The organism is Tunicatimonas sp. (assembly GCF_049647865.1).
Taxonomy (GTDB): domain Bacteria; phylum Bacteroidota; class Bacteroidia; order Cytophagales; family Cyclobacteriaceae; genus Tunicatimonas.
Window position 1 is genome coordinate 1 of the sequence record NZ_JBARYM010000059.1, and the last position, 2,462, is coordinate 2,462.

General features: G+C 43.2%; 4 protein-coding genes. All 4 read left to right on the forward strand.

The annotated features are described in order from the left end of the window. On the forward strand, positions 1-185 hold a 185-nt coding region (locus WBA23_RS02130), incomplete at its 5' end, for a putative oxidoreductase C-terminal domain-containing protein (protein ID WP_424580592.1). Between the two features lie 286 nt (positions 186-471). After that, the gene (locus tag WBA23_RS02135; protein WP_424580593.1) at positions 472-1,443 is read left to right on the forward strand and encodes a TRAP transporter substrate-binding protein; all 972 of its coding nucleotides are present in this window, start codon (positions 472-474) and stop codon (positions 1,441-1,443) included. A 3-nt stretch (positions 1,444-1,446) separates the two neighbouring features. Continuing rightward, on the forward strand, positions 1,447-1,935 hold the full coding sequence (locus tag WBA23_RS02140) for a TRAP transporter small permease (protein WP_424580594.1): 489 nt from the start codon (positions 1,447-1,449) through the stop codon (positions 1,933-1,935). Between the two features lie 153 nt (positions 1,936-2,088). Next, on the forward strand, positions 2,089-2,462 hold a 374-nt coding region (locus tag WBA23_RS02145; RefSeq protein ID WP_424580595.1), incomplete at its 3' end, for a TRAP transporter large permease subunit.

The window sequence follows — 2,462 nt, forward strand, 5'->3', positions numbered from 1 at the left end:
AAGATGGCTGGGAAGTTCTAGTACCCGAAGAATATAAAGTTGGCCACGAAGCCCACTTTTCACAGGTTACCGAGAAATACCTGGAATATCTGGTAGCCGGAGAGTTACCGGATTGGGAAATCAAGAATATGCTAACGAAATATTATCTTACCATGCAAGCGTACGAGATGAGCCGGAGCAATTAGCAATGGACAATGGAGAATATATAGTGATAGCACACTGGTGAATCATGAGTTATATCTAAGAGCGTGTTTGGATTTTATGTTAAGAATTTGTTATGAGGTATTTTTTGGTCAGGCAAGGCTCTTTTTAAGGAGGATAGCCTGAGCTATCGTCCGCAAAAAAGCTGAAGTTTGACCGAAAAAGAACTATAAGAAAACTAAAAGATAAAGTTCATACACGCTCTAAGCCCTAAAACTTAATTCCTAAGCCCGTATGAATAATAATCAATCAACAACCAACAATTAATCTATGAAAATAACACTCTGCTTAGGACTGGTGTCATTTCTGTTTTTTGGCTGTGCTCAGGAAGTGGATGTGAAAACGCTTAGATTGGGGCATGGCTTGTCGGTAGACCACTCAGTACATCAGGCAATGGTGTATATGGCTGACCGCTTGAAGGAAAAATCGGGCGGTAAGATGGAGTTAAAGGTATATCCGAGTGAGCAGCTAGGTTCGGAACGGGAATGTGTGGAATTGCTTCAATTCGGCAGTTTAGCTATGACCAAAGTTTCGGCAGCCGTAATGGAAGGTTTTGTAGATAAGTACCGGGTATTAGGGTTACCTTACCTATTTGAGAGTAAAGCTCACGCTTTTAAAGTATTAGATAGTGATGTTGGTAAAGAAATTTTGGAATCAGGAGAATCTATCTGGCTACGAGGACTAGGCTTTTACGATTCAGGCTACCGTAGCTTCTATACCAAAGAACGACCGATTGATACTCCTGGCGACCTATCGGGTATGAAAGTCCGGGTGATGTCTAGTATCAACGCAATTAATATGGTGAAGGCTATGGGTGGTTCACCGACTCCCATTTCTTTTGGGGAGCTGTACACTGCATTGCAAAGTGGAGTAGTTGATGCAGCAGAGAATAACCCACCTAGTTTTTATCTATCTCGTCACTACGAAATTTGTAAGTTTTACTCTATTGACCAGCATACTCAGGTACCCGACGTACTGCTTATTAGTCAGATTATCTGGAATGAGTTGAACCCCGAAGAACAGCAGTGGTTGCAGGAGGCGGCCAACGAATCGGTAGAGTATCAACGAGAACTGTGGGATGCTTCGGAGCAAGAGTCAATGGATGCAGTGAAAGCCGCCGGAGTGGAGATTAATTACCCCGATAAAAGCCCATTTCAGCAAGCGGTAGAAAGTGTATATGAGCCTTTTAAAGATAACGAAGAACTTAATAGCCTTATCCAACGCATTAAAGCTGCCTCTTGACTTATGACATTACGAAATACTCTTGATAGAATAGTACGACTGCTATTAGTAATCCTGATGTCAGCTATTGTGATTGATGTGACGATCCAGGTGGTTAGTCGCTACTTATTTCAATCACCATTGAGCTTCACTGACGAACTGGCCGGTTTTCTACTTATCTGGGTAGGACTTTTGGGTTCAGCCTACGCCACGGGTGAAAAACAACACTTAGCCATTGATTTAATTTCGGGAGGGCTTTCACCCCAAAGAAAACGTCAATTGGATATTCTCATCAACGTTATCGTAGTATTATTCGCTTTAGGAGTGCTAGGGGTAGGCGGGTTTTGGCTAGTATATACCAGTTTCCTCTTTGGGCAGGTATCCGCTGCTTTAGAACTTCCGCTAGGCTACGTATACTTGGTCGTGCCCCTATCCGGGTTTCTTATCGCTTACTACGCCCTCGATAACACATTTAATGGATATCAGAGAGAATCTACCCTAGTAAGTGAATAAGCTTTTAATGTTAAGAAATGAAGTGGAAGCGAGAAGACCAAAACATTTTCCGGACGAGTTCTGGAATTGGAAGACGGAGAACAGATTTCAGAAACTTATAACTTTCTAACTTGTAACTCATCAACAACCAAAACGCTCTCATTCAACCTCCTAATGGAAATCACCGAAATTCTTATTCTCGTCTTTAGTTTTGTGTTCTTTATTGCCTTGGGCGTACCTATTGCCTACTGCATCGGCATTGCCGGAGTTATTACCATGCTGTTGTCTATTGACTACCTTCCGGCAGTAACTACTTTTGCCCAGCGAATGGCGACGGGGCTTAATAGCTTTACCTTACTAGCTATTCCACTGTTTATTTTGGCAGGGCAACTGATGAATACCGGGGGAATTGCTTCCCGTCTTATTGAGTTCGCTAAGGTGCTCGTTGGCCGGCTTCCGGGTGGCTTAGCGGTGGTAAATGTGCTGGCCAATATGCTGTTCGGCGCAATTTCAGGATCAGCTGGAGCCGCCGCATCAGCAATTGGTAC

Excerpts from the sequence above, each read along its gene's own strand:
- WBA23_RS02140 (WP_424580594.1), top strand. The coding sequence starts at position 1,447 with ATGACATTACGAAATACTCTTGATAGAATAGTACGACTGCTATTAGTA.
- WBA23_RS02135 (WP_424580593.1), top strand. The coding sequence starts at position 472 with ATGAAAATAACACTCTGCTTAGGACTGGTGTCATTTCTGTTTTTTGGC.